The organism is Brevibacillus sp. HB1.4B, assembly GCF_013284285.1.
GTDB lineage: Bacteria > Bacillota > Bacilli > Brevibacillales > Brevibacillaceae > Brevibacillus > Brevibacillus porteri.
The window spans coordinates 92,779-113,045 of sequence record NZ_JABSUT010000009.1; the positions used below are offsets into that span (position 1 = coordinate 92,779).

Genomic DNA, 20,267 nt, shown 5'->3' on the forward strand with positions numbered 1-20,267 from the left:
ATCATTCGAGGCTGTGCGAGATTTATTAGAGGAGCGGCTTCTGGATCAACGTGGCGAATTTGAACCGATGGACATGTCCGTCGTTAAACGTGGTCCTCCCACTTACGAAATGAACATGTTTTCCATTTCCAACCGGAATTGCGGGTCCAGTTACAATTCGCACGCGATGGAGATGAGTGAAGAAGTCTGTATTGGACCGAATGACATGAACGTGGCTTTTTCCTCTGGGGATTGCTTGACCAGTGACGCCAGCAAAACGGTGATTGTGTCGATCTGCTCCTTCTTCTGCAAGCTGCGTGCTACCTAAAAACTCATGAACATGTCTCTGAATTCTTGTTGTACGTTTACTTTTTAACTTCCATTTTAATCTTTTTTTATTAGCCATTGTTTTCATCCTTCCATCCCAGGCTTGCTATCACTGTATTCAGTGTGACAAGGAGGCGAACTGGTCAATAGCTTGTTTCCTACGAAAATCCATACTACCCTAACTTAATTCGCGCTTTTTCCTACATAGCTCCCTGCCATGATGATCGAATTCGTGTATCCACCACTTACATTTTCGAAACCTGAGAGCAAGGTTGGGACCCCAACAAATTCAACCGTATCATCTTCATAGACATCTAATGCACCTAGGTAAACAACTTGGTAGCTATCCTCCTCGTCATTGACGACATGCAAGACGGAAATCATCCCGATTTCCGGTATTTCTTCTTCTTCGATGCTCAACACCGTTCCTTTATCTTGAATCATCGAAGCATGATACTTGGAAATGTTTTTATTGATATGTTTCGGTTGCACATTTTGATCGACTAATTGCTGAGCTTCCTTCACTTTGTCCCCAGTTGCCGGAAACAGATGAGCATGCTTTGCCAAAAACGCTTTGGATTCCGGTGGAAATTCTTCTCCAGCTTCAAAGCCATTCCCTTCATGTAAGGCGAGTACAGCCATCGAAAAGTACATATCGTCATTATTATTTTCTGATTCCGCAACTGCCTCTGTACCTTCACTCGTGGAAGAAGAGCCTTGTTTGGCTAAATTGGAAAACACGGATGAAGTACTTGAATTCGTTGAACCACATCCTGTAACGAGAATGAATGCGACAAAAATGAATGCATAAGAAAATGAAATTCTCATCTCACTCAACCTTTCCTATTATTTCCTTCCCCTCATTATCTCATGGTATTTCCCTTGCAGGAAGTCCACCCTTTCCTTCCGAATTCTCTCTCTACATGGTAGAAGGAAGGTGAAACAATGAACGCACTCTTAGTGATTGATGTGCAAAACGGAATTGTGAGTTGTGGGGATTACAAAGAGGAACTCTTTTTGATGGAACAGGTGATCAAAGATTTTAAAGAGAGCAATGGTCCTGTCATTTTTGTCCAGCATGTGGATGATGCAGAAGAAAGTCCCCTGAAAAGAGGCTCTATCGGTTCTGAAATACACCCTTCATTAAAAGACTATTCCGACTTCATCATTGAGAAGCAAACCCCTAGTTCTTTCTTCCAAACTGAACTCACACAGACTTTAGAAAAGCTAGGAGTCGATCATCTTTTTATCATTGGTTTTGAGACGGAATTTTGTTGTATGTTTACGGCGATCGCTGCCTATGATCGCGGCTATAAAGTGACGTTCATTAAGGACGCAACTGGAACAACCAATACCGCCGAATCATACAGCATGCAAGGATTAGACATTAAACAGTTTGTCGGAACCGTTCTCCGTTGGTCAAGTGTCATTGAAGTAGTAAACTACACCGAGTACACTGAAAAATACAAGTGATGTGAGCAGGTCGTACCTGTTATCCGAGGACTCGCAGATACACGATCCTTTGTAGAACGTTCAGTCATTGCTATATGACAAAAGATGTCATAATGGGCGGTTTATACTGAATCCATCAACGAAACGATTGGAGGATTTCAGTATGATAGGTCTGCGTATTTTTGCAAAATGGGTAATGATCGTAGGGTTGTGATCGGTTTAGGCGAAGTGCTCGGCGGGCTGGGCTTACTGATGAAAAAGTATGCGCGGTACGCCGCCTATACGCTCGCAGTGATTATGCTTGGTGCTACAATCACTCTTCTTTTACACGGTGATATGACTACGGTAGCGATTCCGTTTGTCTTACTCCTTGTTTTCTTGCTTATCGGTCGCCAGAGTGGTAGCAAAAAACAGCCGAATAACGCTACTCCGATTTAATCCGACTGCTCACAAAAAAGGCCGTCAGTTCCCACCCGTAGCTAGGTGAGGATCTGACGGCCTCCCGCTTTTTCTTTAAGCTCGTTCGTTTACAAATGCTTTTTTATAAAGTGTAAGAGGGTCTGACCTTGTGCGGTAAGAATCGCTCCCTTACCTTGGCATTTGGGGCATGATTCCTCTTGCTTGTTTTCATTCACTAGAGTCCCCTTGCCTTCGCATTCCCAGCAGGATTGCTCTAAGTCATCCATTGAAATCGTCATGATGCAAAACCCTTTCCCTGCTAAAAATAACCGTACCTTGTCCTGATTTTAACACGAATTCGTCATGTTCTGCCAGCAAGTTCACTATCGCGATGGCTGGCTCTTCCTATGTAGTCAAACAATTATTTTTCACATACCCTTCTGCTCGAAATCATAGTAGGTAAAGATAGTAAAAAAGGAGGGATGACATGTGGATCAAGAAAAAGTAACCATCAAGATTAACGACAATGGATCAATTCGTGTGACTGGTGCAGTTGAATTGCTGGATGGAGCAGGCGACAAGTATGAAGTCGGTTCATCTTTTTCACTCTGTAGATGCGGTCAATCCGAGAAGAAACCGTTCTGTGATGGCACGCATAAAAAAGTAGGCTTTGAAAGTGCACCACGAGCAAAAGCATGATTTGAAAGAGCGCAGATGCGCTCTTTTTTCACTTATTTATCGCTTATGATGTCAAATTGTTTCATCATTGAAATATTGGTATAATTTTGAAGAATACTGTTGGAAAGGTCTTGATTACATGCTGTACTTCGTAAGTTTTATGGTCGCTTTGTTTCTCATCAGCTTTTTTAATACACTGCGACAAGTCATCCATAACCCGAATCAATAACTTATGTCTGCAGCTATCACGGCATTTTTAGGAGCGGTCCTATTTATCTTGATTGTCCTGAATCTCTAACATTACGCAAGCCAAATTCTCGTTTTGATTGACGGGGTCTATTTCTTATACCTAAGATAAAGACATTCCGATCCCATACGCATTGACGAAGAGCTATCCTTCGTTCGGTTATGGCTGACAAAGTTAGGAGTACACTACCATGTATGCACAAACAGTACGTTACGATCAATTTGGCGAACCTCATCAAGTATTGAAGGTTGAACAGCGGCTCATTGAACCTCTGAAGCAAGATGAAATTTTGGTGAAAATGAGCGCACGTCCTATTAATCCTTCTGACGTCATTCCGATTCGTGGTGCCTACAAGCATCGCATCAACCTTCCCGCCATTCCTGGGTATGAGGGGGTTGGTACCGTTATGGATACAGGTCCTTTTGCTCCCCGCTCTCTTATCGGTAAACGTGTTCTGCCTTTGCGCGGTGAGGGTACGTGGCAAGAATATGTAAAAACGACAGCCGAGCTAGCCATTGCGGTTCCTGATTCGATCCAAGATGATATCGCTAGTCGGTTGTACATCAACCCGATCACTGCGTGGGCCATTTGCAACGAGACACTACAAATGTCTCCTGATCAGGTATTGCTAGTCAATGCCGCCAACTCAGCCATTGGTCGCTTGTTTATTCAGCTATCCGCTCTGTTCGGTTTTAGGGTGATCACCATCGTCCGAAACGCAAGATATACTGAGGAGTTAATGCAACTTGGGGCGTGGCATGTCATCGACAGTTCACGTGCGTCTATTTATGATGCCATCATGAGTGTAACGAATGGACAAGGTGCTCATGCGTCTATTGATTCCATTGGTGGCCCAGATGGTTTAGAGCTGGCGAAGTCTACACGTGCCGGCGGGATTTTCTTATCGTTAGGTCTTTTATCGGGAGTTCAAGTGGATTGGTCGATCATCTCGAAAGCGCTTGGCGTTTTCCCCCAACTTTTTTTATTGCGCCACTGGAATCAACGAGTTTCCGTGTCTACCTGGCACGAAACGTTTGAGAAAGTCATCGAGCTCGTTCAGAATGGGAAGCTCCTTTTCGAAGAGCCTGGAGAGAGATTTGCTTTACAAGATGTTCGAGAGGCAGTACAGTTTGCGGAGAGCCGTCAGCGTACGGGGAAAATCATCTTGGTGTAATCGAAAAGAGTACATGGGATGTACAAGTCGCTTAAAAAACACCGAAGCCAAAAATGAGCGTTTTCTCGCCCTTTTTGGCTTCGACGAAACACAGGAGGTCCTATGGCTAAACATGAAAAGATGTTTCTTAAAAATTATGAATCAAAAGCCTCTGAATATCTGAACGATAAAGAAAAAGCATCAAATCTCCTAAAAAAAGCAATGAAAAAAGCAGATAAAAAAGCGATCGGAGATGCTTGGGAGAATTTACAGCTCCTCTTTCATATTTTCGGTGATTGGACGAGTGGAAAATATCGAACAATCCCTGTTAAATCCATATTGATGATTATTGGCGGAATTTTGTACTTTGTTTCACCCATAGACGCCATCACAGATTTTATTCCTGTTGCTGGTTTACTAGATGACGCGACAATCATTGGATTGGTGTTTCGACAAGTGAGCAGCGACCTTACTCTGTACAAAGAGTGGAAAGAAAAAGATTTTTTACAGGAATAGAGGAACAATCCATTCAATGGATAGTAGGAGAGTCTCTATTCTCTCCTATTTATTTTCTCTGTATCCTATTAGTAGAGCGAGGTGCTTTGATGACAGCACACGAGTATTTACAGCATACCTTTCCAACGTTAAAGCTAAGACCACCTTTGTTTTACAGCTGGGATATTGGAATCCGCTTTGAACTAGGCGTGAACTATGATTATCATTACGTTTATGAAAATTGCCCCTACTTACAGGGGGTTTATACGCGAGCGATTGCCTTATTTAAGGCTTCACATTCACCTAATGATGACATTTTTATCGTAGTGGATGTAAACGATTTTGGAGACAGTCGGGCCTTTAAGCGTAAATTGAACGCCTTTTCCAAGTATGTGAAGAATAAATCACTTTTGTATAAGCTTAGGCAAAATACCATTCCTTATGTTTTTCCAGAAGACGATGAGAATGAAGTCTATCGAACGCATCGGTTCTTCATGAAGTGTAAGACGTCGGACTTTGCCTATGTTCCCATGATAAAAGCAATCTGCCGTCAGGATATGGGATTAAAACCACGTATTTTTCATCGCGTCTACTTTATCAATACGAGCAAACATACCATCTTTCACATCTATGACGATCGAGGCTGTGATTTATTAGCCACTTCTCCTGAAACAATCAGAGGGATATATGCCAGCTATCCTCATTGGATATTAGATTATGACAGAGCCAAGATCGATCAGGTATTTTTGTAAATGGAATCAGTTACGGCAACACATTTCCGGCAGAGCGATAGATGTCATACCACTCCTCTCGCGTCAAACGAATATGGGTCGCTTTCACGCACTCTTTCATTCGGTCGATATTCGTCGTGCCAATGACAGGTTGCATGTTCGCCGGGTGCCGTAGTAACCAAGCGATGGCGATTGTTGTGTTGGATACCTCATATTTAGCTGCCATTTCATCGATTTTTTTGTTCAACTCAGGAAATTTCTCGTTCCCAAGGAAAGATCCTTCGAAAAATCCATACTGGAACGGCGACCAAGGCTGAATCGTAATATCATGCAGCCTGCAAAAGTCGAGTACACTGCCATCGCGGTTCACAGCCGAGTTGTTCTCCATATTGACGTTGAAGCCTTGCGAAATCATCGTCGCGTTCATCATGCTGAGCTGCAACTGGTTAGCGACGATTGGTTGCTTCACATACTTGTTTAACAGCTGGATCTGCATCGGATTTTGATTGGAGACGCCAAAGTGGCGTACTTTACCCGTGCTTTCCAGAAGATCGAACGCTTCCGCTACTTCTTCCGGCTCGACAAGAGTGTCTGGGCGATGCAACAGCAATACATCTAAATATTCCGTTTTTAGACGTTGTAGAATGCCATCCACAGCATTCAAAATATATTCTTTGGAAAAGTCGAACATGCCGGGCCGAATGCCACATTTCGATTGCAAAAGGATACGCTCACGAACGCTAGAGCTCATCTGAATCGCTTCTGCAAATACTTCCTCACATCTGCCCTTTCCGTAAATATCTGCATGGTCGAAGAAATTCGCACCTTCTTCAAGCGCCGTTTGTACGAAGCGCTCCGCTTGCGGCTTGTCTAGTGACCCCATCCTCATGCACCCAATTGCGATGACTGGTACTTCTAACTTGCTCGTGCCGAGTGGTATGGTTCTCATGTCAAACCCCCGATTCTAATAAGTGGGTCGTGCGATAGAGCAAAGAGCCTTCCCCAATTACCTGGAAGGACTCTTGTTTGGTGTAACTTCCCTGTACACCCGTGATTCTTCTATTTTCGGTAGTAATATTTCGCCCATTCGTTGATGATTTGTTTTCTCGTCTTCGCCTTCACCTTAGGGACATCGCTTGTCTCCCAATCTCGAATAGCCTCTCGAAATGACTTGTAAAACCAGAAATCATTAATAATCCATGAGCAAAAAATTTTTCGATACATGCGTCCCGCATGAATGCCAGAGCTGTATCTTCTTACAGCCTTACTTGCTAACCGTTTTGCAAACTTTTTACTTGGTCCAGTCTTGTCCTTTACAACCGGGAACTTCTTATAACTTTTACTCATCACTAACCTCCTTTTTGGGAAGTTAATGACCGTAATTCATCTCCTTCATCGCACACCCTCCTTCGGGTTTATCTACATGAAAATACTCATGAACCACTTAAAAGTTTCGCTTGTTCCATGAAAATAAAGTTTTAGACTAGAAAATAAAGTACTAGACTGATGGTAAATTATTCAACTAATGGGCAAGGCATCTCCATTGTTCATGCAAGTAAACTTACAAAAAAAGGGATTATTAAATTGTTTGTGGAAATTCACCTAATGAATAATATCTGGAGGAGATAAAATGAGTGACATGGTAATAAATGAAACGAGTCAAAAACTCGACATAGGCGGAGTTAAACTATGTTTTAAATATTATGGTGAAATAAGTGATTTTCCAACGGTGGTTTTTGATTCTGGTTATGGGTGCACATTAAACTACTGGAGTTCCATTAGTACTGAAATTTCAAACCAAACAAGGATGTTCATTTATGATAGAGCAGGTATAGGTGAAAGTGAAAGTGATGAGAGACCTCGACATAGTCAGCAAATCATTGAGAATCTTAGAAGCTTGCTTCAGAAAGCAAACGTGTCCCCCCCTTATGTTTTGGTCGGGCACTCTTTTGGGGGATTGAATGTTCGACTATATGCAAGTACATATCCAGAAGAAGTTGCCGGGGTGATTTTATTAGATCCATCTCATGAAGATCAAAATAGAATCATGGTTCCTTTATTTTCGGAAGAAGTTCAGGCAGAGTACTATAGTCAGTTTGTTCTTGAAGGCTCTATTCAAGAAATTGAAGAAAGCTTTGATCAAGCTCGAAAATCTAAATCACTTGGTAACAAGCCGCTCATTGTCGTATCAGGTACATTACAACCTCATCATAATCCTGAATCTATGTCTGCTTGGATCGCATTACATAAAGAGCTTACTAAATTATCAACCCTTAGTAAGCATATAATTGTTGAAAATGCCGGTCATGCAATTCATATTGATCAGCCAAATGTTGTAGTCGATATCGTTAAAGACATGCTACTTTTATGTAAAGCTCAAAGTAATTGAGGTCATTCGTTCATCAGTGTTTTCTTTGATCGGATCAGTCTAAAACTTATTTGAACAAACAAGAAAAGCCTTTGTAAGCAAAGGCTTTTCTACCATTTCGTATGGAGCGGGTGATGGGAATCGAACCCACGCCGCAGGCTTGGGAAGCCGGAGTTCTACCATTGAACTACACCCGCATGATGTTATCGCATTCATTCCAACTGCTTCCAATTATATAACTGTCTGAATTGTTTGTCTAGTACATCCAATCGAATGGAACCGTGCCACTCATGTAAGAAAAGACCGCCGGGTATCATCCCCGTACGGTCTTCTCTGCATGCTTTGCCATCAGGCATGCGCAAGTGTTTGCTCCGAAATAATTCGCCCACTCTCCATTTTCACTACCTGATCAGCAAGATGGAAGTAGCGATCGTCGTGTGTGATCGCAATTACACATTTGCCCTGTCTTTTCATTTCTGGCAGCAAGGATTCGTAAAAGAATTGACGATATTCTGGATCTTGGTCAGCAGCCCACTCGTCAAAGAGGAAAATCGGCCGATCTCTGACCAGACTGAGCATTAAGGCAAGACGCTTACGCTGCCCAGTAGACAGCTTCGTCGTGCTAAACGTTCCCGTTTCATCCACTTCTACTTTGTCAGCGATGCGAAGCACCTCTAAATGTTTGCTCACTTCTTCTTGCTTTGCTTGGTAATCGATTCCATACATCTTCTCAAACAGATAGAAATCACTGAAAATCGCGGAGAAGAATTCGCAGCGTTGATCAGCATTCACTTTTTGGCCGTTCATGAAAAACTCGCCCTCATCTTGCTCATACAATCCGGTAATCAGCTTGGCAAACGTTGACTTCCCGCTACCGTTCCCACCAACAATGAAGACGATTTCCCCTTTTCGGCAGGAGAAGTCCAGCGGACCTACGGAAAACTCTTCGCCCTCTTTGTTTTTGTATCGGAAACGCACCTGTTCAGTTGAAAATCTCTCAAAGTCTTGCGTGTTCCGCTTAGCCAAGCTTTCCTCTTCTCTTCTCGTTTCCACTGATAACGAATCAAGCAGCGCATTCAATCTCTGCCAGCTGATCTTGATCCGAATCAGCTCCGGTACCGCATTCAAAATACCGTGAACGGGCCCTGTCATATACAGGAAGACAAACACATAACTAATCAGCATTTCTTTTTGCAGGGAAGGGAAGAGAACCGGGAATAAAAAGGCAACCGTACCGATTACCACGACGAATAGCAATTCCCCAATCAAATACACGTTCACAAATTTAAATTGGCCCGCTGATTTCTTATGTCGATAGTCAGAGCAGCTTCTTTCCATGTCTTCTTCGAATTCTTTTCGTTGTGCCTGCGTTAGATACAGCTCCTTGAAGCCCCCGATCATATCGGTAATATAGGAGAAAAACACATTTTGGATGTCTCTGGTTTCCTCCCATACTTTGTTTGCAAAGCGACCTGCCAGCGTATACAAGCCTACAGCCACAAAAATGACAGCCAGACAAAACAAAAATCCGTATAGATCCAGCGAGCCTAGATAAATGAAGCAAAACACGAGTGTAACCGCACTAGTTAGTGCCACAACGACACTATTGGCGAACGTACTAATCGTTTCCGTATCATTATTTAACCCCGCATATATTTCACCGTTATCAAGTGTCTCGTACTTTTGATAAGGGGTCCGAAAAATTTTGCGGATCAGTTCCATTCTTTTTTCGTATACGATTTCATTTGTGATCACAATCAATCGGCTACGCATCATTTTCTCCCCGACGATATACAACAAGATACCCAGGAGAAAATACAGGAAAATGGATGCATGAAACTTGTTTGTAGAAGTGAGCGCCAGATTGATCATAAAAATAATCAGCGCATTCCCAAATCCGCTGATCAGCCCCTGTATGACAATAGAGGTCATGGATGTTTCTTGCGATTTCGGGAACAAGCGGGTGAGTGTGATGTAGACATTAAACAGAACGAGTCCTGCCACCAATGCGTACATAGCGTAAAAAATGGTGATGGGAAGCCAAACCTCGATGAACGACCATGGTAAGCCCATAAAAAAAACATCTGGCAAGTAGTATAAGGCGGCTGTCAAAACACTTCCCATGACAACAAATGCAACGAAGGATGCCAGACAGATTCGCCCCGCATTCGCGGCGAGTTTTCGTTCGCCTCGATAAACTTGCACGAAAATCTGCACGATCGCCCCACCAAGTACCAACAAAAGGATACCAAGGATCACGAGAGAAATGCTTGCCATACGATCCGCTTGAAGATTGGTGTCAGACACGATTAAGGGAGCTTCTTTGCCTAGTACGAGATTGACGGCCCCCTCTGCGATAACAGATGCGTTCAACGAGTTGATATTGGTCAAAACGACGGCGCCCAGCTTTTCCTCTGGACGAAATACCATGTACGAAGAAAATGCAGGGTTATTGCCGCCATGCGAAATTTGCCCTCCACCATCCTGATAAATCATCCAGCCTGATGCATACGAAAAACCATCTCCAGCAGGAGCTACCGAACGATCAGGAAGATGGGAAGCACGCACCAGCTCAGGACGAAATGCAGATGCCTCCAACCCCAACTGAATCTGTAACCATCGTTCCATATCGTTTAAATTGGAAACGACATAACCGGCTGGCGTATTTCCACGATATTCCGGTGCATCATACACGCGTGGGGAAAATAGTTCGATTTTGTGCCCTCTTGCCATCTCTGCCACGGGTGCCTGTGCCTTCAAAAAGGTATGGGTTAGCCCCAATTTAGCAATGACTTGTTGCTGCACATACTGTTCATAGGACTGTCCGGTAACTTTCTCGACCACATAGCCCAGGATATCGTAGTTAATGGTGGCGTATTCATACTCGGTCCCCGGCTTGCGAACCAGTTCAGTATCATTGATCGCTCGCACGGTTTCTTCGATTGCATTCTCACTGGAAGAAATAGGGATGGAGCCAATGCTTTCAAAAGGAATCCCGCTGGTATGATACAGCAAATGCTTAATCAGGATCGGTTGCTGTTGTCCTTTATAGGTAACGCGAAACCACGGGATATAGCTCTGAACCGGATCGTCCAGCGAAAGTCGCTTTTGCTCGACAAGCTGGTGAACAGCTAGCGACGTAAAGGCTTTGGAGTTCGATCCGATTTCAAACAATGTGTCAGCAGTAACCCGCTCTTGCTTCTGGGTGTCAGAGAAACCAAACGATTGCTTGTAAATGGTTTTCCCCTCTTTGACGACCACAACAGCTGCACCCGGGATTTTTTCCGACTCCATGGTTTTATTGACTAGCTGCTCGATTGCCGTTGTGATTTCCGTATCCTGTCGAACGCTCGTTTCGGCGTACACGGACATACTGCCGGAAAATACGAGAACCAGACATATCAGCAAGAATCCTAGTTTTCGTCTCGACTCATCTATGATCTTTTGCAGAATGATCCACTCCTTTTTAGGCACTGCGTCTGTGGGAAAGACCGCAACCAGTACGTGATGTAATTGGGATTGGATAGAAACCGTGGCGAATCAAACTCGCCACGGTTTCCTATTACGCATCGCACATATACACGGGTTTCGAGTAGAGGCGCAAGGTTTCTCTCCATTTTTTAACCAATCGCTCCCACTGTTCTAGCTCGATTTGCTCCTGTTTCAATAGGCTAATCGGGATACACAAGTTTAATAGACGCCCATCTATTTCAAAACGGGTAACACCCGCAGGCAAAACATGCCCTTCCGATACGATACGCTCCAATTCTGCCAGACTGATTGGCGGGAACCGTATCAAGGCGGCTCCTGTTTCCGGCCATTCGAGCATCCCTGTGGGCAGACGATGCACCTGGTGGCTATAGTTGTAACTGTCCACTAATTGACGCCATAGCGTCATTCGCCACTCATCATCGTGCCGATTCTCATTTGGATACAGATAGAAGCGTTTCTTGTTCCCTATCTTCATTTCTGCCACAGGCGTTTCTCGTAAACGCTCTGTTTCCCATCGAAACACAGAATCTTGCTCCACTGATTGCAACCATGTAGCGACTGGCACAATATGATCCCACATATCCAAGTGAAAATCCTCATGCTCCACTACCTGTACGGGGATATGTTTGCACCCAAGCGCTTGAAGAGCAAAGGTCCGATGTGCACCATCAATGATCAAATACTGGCCGTTTTGCATGAGAATCGCCAGCGGAGGATGGCGCAAAATACCTTCCTCCTCAATGATCTGTCTGGTCTTGTGTAGTCGCTTGTATTCATGTGACTCGTGCAAACAAATTCGAGATGACTCTACCAGTTTTAGATTTGCCAGCACATCGTACAAAATGGTAACCTCCAGTTAGTCTTGCAAGTGAGTTCCGATCCCCTGCGAGAGTGCTTGTTTGTAATAGTAGCCAGCAATGGCGATATCAAAAATCGCCATCCCCATCGGATTAAACATGATGGGCTCATCTTGTGGAAAGTCTTTCATCTGGTCAAGGCAGACGATATCTGTGATGGATTTGGTATCTTCTTTTTGCAACCCTCTCTCTAGATGCATGATCTCGATGTCCGTGTTCTCACGGCAAACTTCGATCCAGTCGTCTACGATAATGGAGCGGGTATAGTCGAGAATTTTTGGTGTAAAATCGCGTAACGACACATTTAACAACAAGGAATGACGTTTTGGTTGCTTGTCAATAAAACCATGCGGTGATACTGTGCACGTAATGAACACATCTGCTTCGCAGTATGCTTCTTCCCACGTTTGCGCGATAACCGTTTTCTCTTTGATCTCAGCCGGAATATACTCCTGTTGGATACCCGCAATGTCATAGAGAACCACCTTGGCGATCTTCTCTCCTAATAAGGCCGTTACCATTTGCAGATGAAGTCTGCCAATCGGACCAAATCCGATAATTCCGACCGTTACATTTTGCAGGGGGCGTACTTGTTCGTAATGCTTGAGGAGAAGACCGGAAACAGAAGCAGTTCGAATGCCGCTGACCAGAGCCGTATTAATCGTTGCCACAGGCTTACCTGTTCTGGCTTCGTTCAGGATGGTAATCGAATGCGCGCGTTGGATACCCTCTTGGAGGTTTTTCGGGAAACTGGCAATCCACTTGATTCCCGCCATGTAGGTATCTCCGCCTACAAATGCTGGCATGGCAATAATGCGGTTTGACATGTCATGATATCGCAAATAAGGTTTAATCGGCTGCGCATAATCTTCCTTTTGTAAGGCATGCACAGCATGTTCAATTACACCAATGGTTTCCTTCCAATTCTTGCCGATCTTTTCGATATCACTCGTGTTTAGATATAACACCGTGCATCCCACCCTGCTTATCGTAGTAGATTTGATTAGACACTGCTTAATTGCCAACGAAAGAATGCTTTTGCTGGTGTAACCACTGAACCCATTCCTGGTTGTATACGGTATTGACATAGGGCATACCGCCGTCTGGGCATAAAAAGACAACATTTGGCTTGGCTACGTGCTTTTGATCTTTGAAATACTTTTCAATCGCCCAGTAGGAAGTCCCAGAAGATCCTCCAGCAAAAATGCCATGCTCAGCGTACAGCTGATAGCAAGCCTTGACTGTGTCCTCCTCCGAAACATGGACGACCTCATCAATAATCGCGCCCTTAAGTATGTCAGGCCGCATGCTCGATCCAATTCCCGGGATGTATCGTTTTTGCGGCTCTTGTCCAAAGATAACGGATCCTTCTGTATCGACAGCAATGATTTTGATGTCTGGAAAACGTTCCTTCAATCGCTGCGAAATTCCAGTAATTGTGCCCCCAGAGCTAACGCCGATAAAAGCATAGTCCAATGTCTCAAAGCTGTCTGCGATCTCGGCTCCCAGTCCGTAGTAATGGGCTCGAGCGCTATCCGGATTTCCGTACTGATTGGTCCAAAACGAGTTATTCGTCTCATTCAGCAGGCGATTGACCGTTTGGATGCGCGTTAGGAGAAATCCTCCTGTCTCGTCACGGTCCGTTACTTTTACGACCTCATGGGAAAATGCCCTGAGCAAGTTCTCGTAGACGGGATTGATGTTTGGATCGATGACTGGAATAAATTTAATTCCGAGTCGCTTGCACAAAGTCGCCAAAGCGATAGCAAAATTTCCCGAAGAAGATTCGATTACAGTAGTTTCCTGCGTGATCTCTCCTCTTTTGATCGCCTCCTGTAATATGTAAAAGGCCGGCCTCACTTTTACACTTCCCATGAGGTTGTTGTATTCCAGCTTGCAAAACAGATTGATGTGCTCATGCTCAAGTTTGTTTAAAGGCGTATTGCCAATCATGTGACTTATGGCCATCATTTTTGTTAGCATATTGAGCCCTCACTCCCGATTTTTCCCGTCTTCGTCCGATTGACTATATACATCTTGGCCCTTCGATCAGGCAGATTTTTCATCCATTTTTTGCTGGATGTAACCTGCCAACGTTTTCATATCTTGAAAGTTTTCCAAATGGAGCATGTCATCATCGAATTCAATGCCAAACTCCTTTTCAACCTTTACGACCGACTTGATAAAGGTCAAGGAATCAATGTACTCCGTAAGTTCTCCGCTTTCGTTCACGTACTCAGAAAACAACCGGAGGAGCGTCTCGTATACTTCGTTTTCCCTTTCCATAGGAGTCCCTCCAAGTGGTAGATGCTTACACAACAACGCCAACTCGTTCCAGTACTTCTCTTGTTTTAACGACCGCTTCATATTCCTGTGTTTGTATGCTGCTGATTTTTTGGAGAACGCGATGAACCATGTCACTGCGATTACTGTCAAAAGCCTTAAGAATCATATTGGTCGTAATTTTCCATTGATGCCCGATACTGCGATACTGCTCGGCAAGATCTGCAAAGTTTTCGTACTTCTCACTGATCGCCTGCAGGACATTGGCATACATCGCTCGTGTTTGGGCCATGCTGATCAAGCTGTGGTTAAGGATATCGAGATGATCGTCTGTAATCTCCACTCCGCTAGCGAGAAAAGCCTCTACGTCTTTGAGAAAAGGATCAAGCGATTTCAACCCAACCTCGACGTTGACATCGTCGGGTACATCCAACTCCCGTTTGATTTGACTTACTTCGCAACGACCCTCTAGTACGCTGAGATTGCTTCTGACTGCTTCTATCAACTGATCGGGCGTCGGATGCAGGGAATCGGAAAGTACCAATTCAAATGAACGATTGTGGAGTGGATACCATTCACCTGTACCTGCATCCCGATAGGAAGAGTTACTAGCCTGTAAAAATTGCTCGATGGGCAACAGTCCTTTGTAGCGGTAGTAATCATCGACGATCAGAAGCTGGTTATCTTCTCTTCCTGTGACAATGATGCTATGCATTTCTGGCAGGTCCTGATAATAAGGGTTGTACGGGAGTTCTGCCATATTGCAGAGGACGATTGTCGGTACCTCCCGTTCCAAACGATCTTGTATATTTGCCAAAAATAGGTCGTCTTCTGGTTCAGCCCGTCCTTCTACGCGGATATTGTGAATCCACTTCAACTCATCGACTGTTCTCATGTATTGACCATTTATATCTCCATAAGGCGAATCCTGCGTTTTAAGATAGATGGCACCGCACTGCTTCCATGCTGTTTCCAAGGCGGAAAAGTTCAGGTATTTCAGAACTGTGTAGATAGAAGCACCGATGCAATCCAGGTTCGGATGCTTGCTCGGTTGAATCTCGGTGAGTGACATGAGCACTCTCCTTCCTGTCTATCGTAATGGTAAACACATGCGACTATCGGATATCCGAATCACGTTCTCGCAAGGCAAATACTTGTTGCAAAAATTGACTAGTGAGAGACCTCACCTTATCGACAGCAGCTTCCATATCGGATCGCTTCAACATTTTTTCTTTGTATAAGCTAAGAGCATAGCGGTTCACCACGTGATTGGATGCCTGCAAAATCTCCTCCGCCATTTCGCGTACAGACTGATCCGCCTGTGGTATGTACCAATCCACTAATGTTTCCATCCACAGTTCTTTCCCGCCTAATTGAACGTAGAGCTCGTTTAAATTGGCTTCATGAAAATAGTTGTCTGGCTGCTCCGTTAGTGACAGCAACAGCGTAAGCTCACGGCCAACTTGCTGTTTACTCTCAACCACTTTTAGTAAACACAGCAACTCCTGTTCCGCGCTGGTACGTAAGATTGCTTCGTCATCTGTAACGCGATCGAGCACCATGATCAGCCGGGATTGCGGCTCTAAATTCGCATAAATCTCCTCAAGCGTTTGATACGTGGTGGAAAATTTATCGTACTGGATTCGTTGAGCCTGCCCGCGAGTCAAATGATTGTGATTGATGATCGTATAAACCTGCTTGTCATGGTCATAGCCAGTGATGACGGTGAGATGATCGGTATGTTCCTTCTGGTATTGCGGCGTGTAAAAGGTGTAGTACTCGTCAAACGCAACCATTACGGGCTTTCCTTGATCCAACTGGTGAATGATCGACTCATGCAATTCATCCAGACGAGCGACCGGGACGAGTTTGACTCGATAGCCAAATTTGTAAAGCATCTCCTCATCCGACAAATATCCCATAACCTCAGCATGCTCCCGATACGAATAGGGGTACCCCTCTGCATCAAGCTGATAGCCGCGCTTCAACCCTAGAAAAAGCTTAAAATACGGAATCAGATGGGCATCCTGCTCTTCCATTAATAAAGCGAGGCCGCGATCATAACAATTCCATTGACGCCAGGATAATTGACTGACATCGGCATACGAGCTGCGTTTGATTTGCGTACCATGCAATGATTTTGTGTTTCGTGATTGAACAGTTTGGACGGCAGTAGCAGCTGCCTCTGCTTTCGCAACCTGTTCAACTTCATGCCCAGCAGCATCAAGATAGGCAGCAAAATCGGAAATCGTCAAATGGGTAAGCAGGTCTTGTACTTCTACTTCTCGGTTCATCCGCTTTGAGATTTCGCTGATCATTCTAATCGCGATGATCGAGTCCCCGCCCAGCTCGTAAAAATTGTCATGGACGTCTACTTCTTCAAGCCCCAGAACATATCCCCAAATGTTAGCCAGCTCTTGCTCTAAAACGGTGAAGGTATCCTGTTTTCTCCCACGTACCACCACGTTTGGCAGCTTCGCTTCTCCAGATATTTGCGGTGCAACATTGTCTTTTTCTCTCCCGGCATCCTTGTCAAGAGAATGAAGGGAAGAGATGTCCAGCCAACAACGCTTACGCTCAAACGGATAAACAGGGAGGTGCACGCGGCGCGGCTTTTTAAACGTATACATGGCACTCCAGCGTACATCTGCCCCACTCACATACAATTCGCCGAGCTCTTTCAGATCAGATAACTCTTTGCTTTGCGCCAATAAAAGCTTTTGCAAAAGTGCATTAGATGCCTTATTCATCGCTTGTTGTTCTGCCTCAGTCAGTATCCCAGGCTCTCTATCCGCTTTTTCCTGCGAGATTACCTTGTGCCAGCCAAAGAAAATATCTGGTTCAGAAAGTGTTGTCCAGTCGCTCGCGCACAACTTGGAGATTTTTGCAAAAAAATCATCCATGTCCCTGCAAATCAGCAGCAAACGGTAGCCGTGGTGACTACGTCCCGTATTTGCCGTAAAGCTGAGACTTTCCAATGTCGGCATTTCCTCCACAGGCTTGCTGGTCCACTTCTGAAAGCGGAGCAACAGGTTGAGCAAGCTCTCCTTGCTTTTAGCGGATAAAGCGATTGCCTGAAACCCTTCGTCTTGCTTGAGAGGCTGAATGAATGGTGCTTCCTCTACAACGAGGTGCACATTCGTTCCACTCATCCCAAACGAACTGATTCCGGCCCGTCGCACGCTTTGCTCTGGTTCCCACTCTGTCAATGTGTCATGGATGTAAATGGGGGATTGTTCAAAAGGAATCATCCGATTCGCGCGCTGAAAGTGCAAATGCGGAGGTATCTGCTTTTGTTTCAGAGACAGGATCACCTTGAAAAGACCAGCCATACCTGCTACGTGGTCGGTGTGACCGATGTTCGTCTTTACCGAGCCGATCCCGCAAAATTGGCGACGGTTTGTGTAGGCGCGAAACGCTCTCTCCAACCCGTCCATCTCCATAGGATCACCCAGCTTAGTGCCTATGCTGTGCACCTCGATATAGGAAAGGGTTTCGGGGTCTATCTGCGCGTCTTTCCATGCCTGCTGAATCACTTCGGCTTGTGCCAATGAATTAGGCGCCGTAAGCCCGAAAGAATGGCCGTCTTGATTGGCGGCGCTTCCCTTGATCACGGCATAAATCGAATCCCCGTCTGCAAGAGCCTTTGTCAACGGTTTTAGCAAAACGGCGCCAACGCCTTCACCGACACCCGTACCGTCTGAATCATTGTCAAAAGGGCGAGTACGCCCAGATTGCGATAATATTCCCAAATCATTGCTTCCATCTTGTAAAGACAGCAAGATGAGCTTGACACCGCCGGCCAGCGCCATCTCACATTCTCCTCGACGAATTGCTTGGCATGCCAGATGAACAGCCATCAACGATGAGGAGCAGGACGTATCCACAAGCATGCTCGGACCTTTGAGATCCAACAGGTAGGAGATGCGAGAAGCGATGACCGATTTCATATTGCCAATGATTGAGGTGGACAGCGCATCTGGTTCCAGCTCTCGAATCATTCGTCTATACTCTTCACCAAAATCACTGCTAAACCCCAGATATACACCTGTACGGCTACCAGCGAGCATCGTTCCACCATACCCCGCGTCCTCAATCGCCTCCCAGCATGTCAGCAAAAATAAGCGCTGGTTCGGGTCCATCTGGCTGGCTTCCTTCGGAGAAAGACCGAAGAATTGCGGATCGAATTTATCAATTTCATTCAGGTAGGCAGCTTCTCGAAATTGAATTTGTTCCATCGTCAAGCCTTTGGCGAGTAACAAAGGAATCAAATCGTTCTGGCGCGCTCTGGGCAGCTCTCGCACACAATCTTGACCAGCTTGCAACAGACGCCAAAAGTCTGCCGGGTTTTCTGCGCTTCCGAATCTGCAAGCAGCACCAATCACCGCAATATCGTGTGAATTGGATTTGCTGTCTGTTGAATGAGCATCCGTCTGCTGTTTATTCAGTTTGACTCGGTTCAGTCCTAATGGCTTGCTCACTGCATTCTTCCTCCTTGGTTCCTCTGCTCACCTGGTTTGGCTTAGCTAGCTTGCCATTCGTTGCCGATCTCAGGAAATCGCTGTTGCAAGTCCGATTTGCTGGTCAGCTGATCAAAGCGCATGGCTTGTTCCGCGTCAGGAGCTTTTTTTGTTTGGAAGATCAAACGAAGCAGAGAAAAAGCTTCGCGTACATCTCCATAGCCCCCCTCTTTTTCTCCTTGTTCCAGCTGTTGTCTCAGTTGTTGTAGCGCTTGATAGGGAGCGATCACCCCTTGCTGGTACGCTTCTTCATCAAGACCGCGATTTTTCGTGCAAACAGCAATCGCAATGCAAGAATCGACCAGTTGGGCAATTGCTGCTTGATTACGCGCTTTGGCATCCTGAAGCTCTTGCTGATAACGATTGATCTCCCCCTGCTTGTCAAAGGCAAAGGCGCGAAGGGGATATCCTTTGGCCAAATTTGTCAGTACATTTTTAGGGCCGAGCTCAATTACGGTATTCGCTCCCTGTTTTACCAAGTAATCCATCGTAGATTGCCAGCGAACAGGGCTGGTTGTCTGTGCTGTGAGCAAATCGACAAGTTGATCAGCATGGGCATAGGGTTGTGCTGTCACATTGGAAATCACAGGCCATTTGGGATCGCAATACGTGTATCGCTTCAGTTCTTCATGTAATTGTTCGGCTGCTTGCACCATGAGTGGTGAATGGAAAGGCGCACTCACCTTGAGGCTGACTACGGAAGTCGATCCATGCTGCTTGCACGCTTCTTCTACTTGCCGCACCGCATGTGCATGGCCGGAGATGACGATTTGATCAGCGGAGTTATGGTTGGCGACCACGACGATCGCATCGTCACGAGAATGTTCCCGACAAATCTCCTCGACAAGTTGAACATTCAACCCAAAGATTGCTGACATCGCTCCGACACCCTGCGGTGTGGCCGCCTGCATGAACTGACCGCGGCGATAGACAAGGCGGACGGCATCTGCAAACTGGATGGCACCGGCACAAGTCAGGGCCGTAAACTCGCCCAGACTGTGTCCAGCCACCCACTTCGGTTCGATGTTCATTTCCTCTGAATAAACGCGGAAGGCTGCGACACTTGCCGTCAAGATTGCTGGCTGTGCATGCTCTGTTTTGGTCAGTTCTTGTACATCCCCTGCAAAACAAAGGGTCTGCAGGTTAAATCCAAGCGCATCACTTGCTTCTTCAAAGGTGCGAGCGGCAATGGGATGGGCCTCACATAATGCTTGACCCATTCCAACATATTGCGAACCTTGTCCCGGGAATAAGAGTGCGATTTTGTCCATTTTTGATCACCCTTC

21 protein-coding genes and 1 tRNA gene are annotated in these 20,267 nt (G+C 45.3%); 7 read left to right on the forward strand and 15 right to left on the reverse strand.

Annotated elements, in window-relative coordinates; genetic code table 11:
• Positions 1-25: 25 nt before the first annotated feature.
• Together HP398_RS21190 and HP398_RS21195 are read right to left on the reverse strand one after the other, a co-directional pair.
• Positions 26-385, reverse strand: a complete 360-nt coding sequence (locus HP398_RS21190; protein WP_017249043.1) for a YmaF family protein — start codon at positions 383-385, stop codon at positions 26-28.
• Positions 386-489: 104 nt separating this feature from the next.
• Positions 490-1,134, reverse strand: coding sequence for a hypothetical protein (locus HP398_RS21195; protein WP_173623562.1), 645 nt, complete (start codon positions 1,132-1,134; stop codon positions 490-492).
• Positions 1,135-1,251: 117 nt separating this feature from the next.
• On the opposite strand from HP398_RS21195, the gene HP398_RS21200 reads away from it, so the two are divergent.
• The gene (locus HP398_RS21200) at positions 1,252-1,779 is read left to right on the forward strand and encodes an isochorismatase family protein (RefSeq protein ID WP_173623563.1); all 528 of its coding nucleotides are present in this window, start codon (positions 1,252-1,254) and stop codon (positions 1,777-1,779) included.
• Between the two features lie 168 nt (positions 1,780-1,947).
• Entirely contained in the window at positions 1,948-2,196 is a 249-nt protein-coding gene (locus tag HP398_RS21205) for a DoxX family protein (protein ID WP_254476264.1), read from the forward strand.
• An 89-nt stretch (positions 2,197-2,285) separates the two neighbouring features.
• Here HP398_RS21205 and HP398_RS21210 read toward each other — a convergent pair whose 3' ends face one another.
• On the reverse strand, positions 2,286-2,456 hold the full coding sequence (locus HP398_RS21210) for a tryptophan RNA-binding attenuation protein (RefSeq protein WP_106833229.1): 171 nt from the start codon (positions 2,454-2,456) through the stop codon (positions 2,286-2,288).
• Between the two features lie 190 nt (positions 2,457-2,646).
• Here HP398_RS21210 and HP398_RS21215 point away from each other — a divergent pair, with 190 nt between their 5' ends.
• From HP398_RS21215 to HP398_RS21230, 4 genes are all read left to right on the forward strand, one after another.
• Positions 2,647-2,856, forward strand: coding sequence for a CDGSH iron-sulfur domain-containing protein (locus HP398_RS21215; protein ID WP_069844813.1), 210 nt, complete (start codon positions 2,647-2,649; stop codon positions 2,854-2,856).
• A gap of 416 nt (positions 2,857-3,272) precedes the next feature.
• Complete coding sequence (locus tag HP398_RS21220) at positions 3,273-4,256, forward strand: zinc-dependent alcohol dehydrogenase family protein (RefSeq protein WP_173623564.1); 984 nt, start codon at positions 3,273-3,275, stop codon at positions 4,254-4,256.
• Positions 4,257-4,358: 102 nt separating this feature from the next.
• Positions 4,359-4,751 (forward strand): YkvA family protein, encoded by a 393-nt coding sequence (locus HP398_RS21225; RefSeq protein WP_017249055.1) that lies wholly within the window; start codon positions 4,359-4,361, stop codon positions 4,749-4,751.
• A gap of 89 nt (positions 4,752-4,840) precedes the next feature.
• On the forward strand, positions 4,841-5,482 hold the full coding sequence (locus HP398_RS21230) for a DUF3885 domain-containing protein (protein ID WP_173623655.1): 642 nt from the start codon (positions 4,841-4,843) through the stop codon (positions 5,480-5,482).
• Positions 5,483-5,492: 10 nt separating this feature from the next.
• Here HP398_RS21230 and HP398_RS21235 read toward each other — a convergent pair whose 3' ends face one another.
• A complete protein-coding gene (locus tag HP398_RS21235) occupies positions 5,493-6,410 on the reverse strand; it encodes an aldo/keto reductase (RefSeq protein ID WP_173623565.1) in 918 nt (305 codons plus the stop codon).
• A gap of 110 nt (positions 6,411-6,520) precedes the next feature.
• Positions 6,521-6,808, reverse strand: a complete 288-nt coding sequence (locus HP398_RS21240) for a hypothetical protein (protein ID WP_017249057.1) — start codon at positions 6,806-6,808, stop codon at positions 6,521-6,523.
• A gap of 283 nt (positions 6,809-7,091) precedes the next feature.
• Here HP398_RS21240 and HP398_RS21245 point away from each other — a divergent pair, with 283 nt between their 5' ends.
• Positions 7,092-7,850: an alpha/beta fold hydrolase gene (locus tag HP398_RS21245; RefSeq protein ID WP_173623566.1), complete on the forward strand. Its 759-nt coding sequence runs from the start codon at positions 7,092-7,094 to the stop codon at positions 7,848-7,850.
• Positions 7,851-7,952: 102 nt separating this feature from the next.
• Here HP398_RS21245 and HP398_RS21250 read toward each other — a convergent pair.
• The 10 genes from HP398_RS21250 to fabD all read right to left on the reverse strand — a co-directional run bounded on the left by HP398_RS21250 (position 7,953) and on the right by fabD (position 20,252).
• Positions 7,953-8,026 (reverse strand) — tRNA-Gly (locus HP398_RS21250).
• A gap of 15 nt (positions 8,027-8,041) precedes the next feature.
• The gene (locus HP398_RS21255) at positions 8,042-8,191 is read right to left on the reverse strand and encodes a hypothetical protein (protein WP_173623567.1); all 150 of its coding nucleotides are present in this window, start codon (positions 8,189-8,191) and stop codon (positions 8,042-8,044) included.
• Positions 8,178-11,237 (reverse strand): cyclic peptide edeine export ABC transporter EdeA, encoded by a 3,060-nt coding sequence (gene edeA, locus HP398_RS21260; RefSeq protein WP_173623656.1) that lies wholly within the window; start codon positions 11,235-11,237, stop codon positions 8,178-8,180. The genes HP398_RS21255 and edeA overlap by 14 nt, the downstream gene beginning before the upstream one ends.
• A 154-nt stretch (positions 11,238-11,391) precedes the next feature.
• Positions 11,392-12,153 (reverse strand): ParB N-terminal domain-containing protein, encoded by a 762-nt coding sequence (locus HP398_RS21265; protein ID WP_244521691.1) that lies wholly within the window; start codon positions 12,151-12,153, stop codon positions 11,392-11,394.
• A gap of 24 nt (positions 12,154-12,177) precedes the next feature.
• The gene (gene sbnB / locus HP398_RS21270) at positions 12,178-13,146 is read right to left on the reverse strand and encodes a 2,3-diaminopropionate biosynthesis protein SbnB (protein WP_173623568.1); all 969 of its coding nucleotides are present in this window, start codon (positions 13,144-13,146) and stop codon (positions 12,178-12,180) included.
• 46 nt (positions 13,147-13,192) lie between these two features.
• Positions 13,193-14,161 (reverse strand): 2,3-diaminopropionate biosynthesis protein SbnA, encoded by a 969-nt coding sequence (gene sbnA / locus HP398_RS21275; protein ID WP_173623569.1) that lies wholly within the window; start codon positions 14,159-14,161, stop codon positions 13,193-13,195.
• Positions 14,162-14,227: 66 nt separating this feature from the next.
• A complete protein-coding gene (locus HP398_RS21280) occupies positions 14,228-14,464 on the reverse strand; it encodes a phosphopantetheine-binding protein (RefSeq protein WP_017249063.1) in 237 nt (78 codons plus the stop codon).
• A 25-nt stretch (positions 14,465-14,489) separates the two neighbouring features.
• The gene (locus HP398_RS21285; protein WP_173623570.1) at positions 14,490-15,533 is read right to left on the reverse strand and encodes a BtrH N-terminal domain-containing protein; all 1,044 of its coding nucleotides are present in this window, start codon (positions 15,531-15,533) and stop codon (positions 14,490-14,492) included.
• A gap of 43 nt (positions 15,534-15,576) precedes the next feature.
• Positions 15,577-18,942 (reverse strand): edeine polyketide synthase EdeG, encoded by a 3,366-nt coding sequence (edeG, locus tag HP398_RS21290; RefSeq protein WP_173623571.1) that lies wholly within the window; start codon positions 18,940-18,942, stop codon positions 15,577-15,579.
• Between the two features lie 41 nt (positions 18,943-18,983).
• On the reverse strand, positions 18,984-20,252 hold the full coding sequence (fabD, locus tag HP398_RS21295) for an ACP S-malonyltransferase (protein ID WP_173623572.1): 1,269 nt from the start codon (positions 20,250-20,252) through the stop codon (positions 18,984-18,986).
• Between the last annotated feature and the right edge of the window lie 15 nt (positions 20,253-20,267).

Excerpts from the sequence above, each read along its gene's own strand:
- HP398_RS21220 (WP_173623564.1), top strand. The coding sequence starts at position 3,273 with ATGTATGCACAAACAGTACGTTACGATCAATTTGGCGAACCTCATCAA.
- HP398_RS21230 (WP_173623655.1), top strand. The coding sequence starts at position 4,841 with ATGACAGCACACGAGTATTTACAGCATACCTTTCCAACGTTAAAGCTA.
- HP398_RS21280 (WP_017249063.1), bottom strand. The coding sequence starts at position 14,464 with ATGGAAAGGGAAAACGAAGTATACGAGACGCTCCTCCGGTTGTTTTCT.
- HP398_RS21225 (WP_017249055.1), top strand. The coding sequence starts at position 4,359 with ATGGCTAAACATGAAAAGATGTTTCTTAAAAATTATGAATCAAAAGCC.
- HP398_RS21245 (WP_173623566.1), top strand. The coding sequence starts at position 7,092 with ATGAGTGACATGGTAATAAATGAAACGAGTCAAAAACTCGACATAGGC.
- HP398_RS21235 (WP_173623565.1), bottom strand. The coding sequence starts at position 6,410 with ATGAGAACCATACCACTCGGCACGAGCAAGTTAGAAGTACCAGTCATC.
- sbnA (WP_173623569.1), bottom strand. The coding sequence starts at position 14,161 with ATGCTAACAAAAATGATGGCCATAAGTCACATGATTGGCAATACGCCT.
- fabD (WP_173623572.1), bottom strand. The coding sequence starts at position 20,252 with ATGGACAAAATCGCACTCTTATTCCCGGGACAAGGTTCGCAATATGTT.
- HP398_RS21205 (WP_254476264.1), top strand. The coding sequence starts at position 1,948 with ATGGGTAATGATCGTAGGGTTGTGATCGGTTTAGGCGAAGTGCTCGGC.
- HP398_RS21200 (WP_173623563.1), top strand. The coding sequence starts at position 1,252 with ATGAACGCACTCTTAGTGATTGATGTGCAAAACGGAATTGTGAGTTGT.
- HP398_RS21190 (WP_017249043.1), bottom strand. The coding sequence starts at position 385 with ATGGCTAATAAAAAAAGATTAAAATGGAAGTTAAAAAGTAAACGTACA.
- HP398_RS21210 (WP_106833229.1), bottom strand. The coding sequence starts at position 2,456 with ATGACGATTTCAATGGATGACTTAGAGCAATCCTGCTGGGAATGCGAA.
- HP398_RS21285 (WP_173623570.1), bottom strand. The coding sequence starts at position 15,533 with ATGTCACTCACCGAGATTCAACCGAGCAAGCATCCGAACCTGGATTGC.
- HP398_RS21195 (WP_173623562.1), bottom strand. The coding sequence starts at position 1,134 with ATGAGAATTTCATTTTCTTATGCATTCATTTTTGTCGCATTCATTCTC.
- HP398_RS21240 (WP_017249057.1), bottom strand. The coding sequence starts at position 6,808 with ATGAGTAAAAGTTATAAGAAGTTCCCGGTTGTAAAGGACAAGACTGGA.